Origin of the sequence: Flavobacterium beibuense, assembly GCF_004151245.1 — a bacterium.
GTDB classification, from domain to species: domain Bacteria; phylum Bacteroidota; class Bacteroidia; order Flavobacteriales; family Flavobacteriaceae; genus Flavobacterium; species Flavobacterium beibuense_A.
Map to the genome: position 1 here is coordinate 1 of NZ_JUIW01000020.1, position 1004 is coordinate 1004.

General features: G+C 51.9%; 1 protein-coding gene. It reads left to right on the forward strand.

The annotated features are described in order from the left end of the window. Positions 1–579 precede the first annotated feature (579 nt). Positions 580–1004, forward strand: a 425-nt coding sequence (locus tag NU09_RS17135; RefSeq protein ID WP_165357715.1) for a hypothetical protein, incomplete at its 3' end; no start/stop codon positions are given.

Genomic DNA, 1004 nt, shown 5'->3' on the forward strand with positions numbered 1-1004 from the left:
CTATGCGACAACGGTCCGGATGACAATGACGGCGAGGGTATCTTCGTTTTACCATCAAGGGAGGCAGAGATACTTGGCGGGCTTGACCCTTCACTGTACACGGTAGGCTATTTCGCCACCCCTGAGGCAGCACAGGCCAATACCCCTGCCATTGCGACCCCTGGCAGCTATACGGCTTCCAACGGATTGAACGATATCGTTTATGTAAGGGTAACCAACAACGCTACGGGCTGTTATGATATTGTTGAGCTTCAGCTTATCGTAAACCCGCTTCCTGTTGCTGCCCAGCCAACGCCATACACATTATGTGATGTGAACACTACAGGGGAGCAGCCTGACGAGGTTGAGGAGTTTGACCTTACCACGAAGATCCCTGAGATCATCGGATTACAGACAGGACTCAACGTTACCTTCCACCATACCCTGGCGGATGCCGATGCGAACGTGAACGAAATACAGAACCCTGAGTCCTACACCAACCAGAGCAATGCCGAGGCAATCTATGTAAGGGTAACCTTTGAGGCCACTGGCTGCTACAGGATCGTGTTACTTGATATCAGGGTAGAGCCGCTGCCGATAGTGGTTCCCCCTTCCCAGGAAGACCTTACCGTGTGTGACCCTGACAGTGACGGTCATGCCCAGTTTGACCTTGATGCCCTTGTTGGGGATATGATCAACAACGGTGAGAACCTGTCGGTAACCTTCCACGAGACGGCCATCGATGCCGAAGAAGGTATCAACGCGATCCCTAATACGAATAACTATACCAATACCAACGCCTATAACCAGACCCTCTATGTAAGGGTGGAGAATACGGTAACGGGCTGTTATACGGCTACTGCCTATGCGCTTAACCTTATAGTTGTTGACACCCCTCAGATCGATGCGGACCTTCAGGACATCACCCTTTGTGATACGGACAACAACGACCAGGATGCCCTTGCTGCCGTAGACCTTACGGTTCAGGACAGCTATATTCTGGAGCACCTAGGCAATGCGGACCC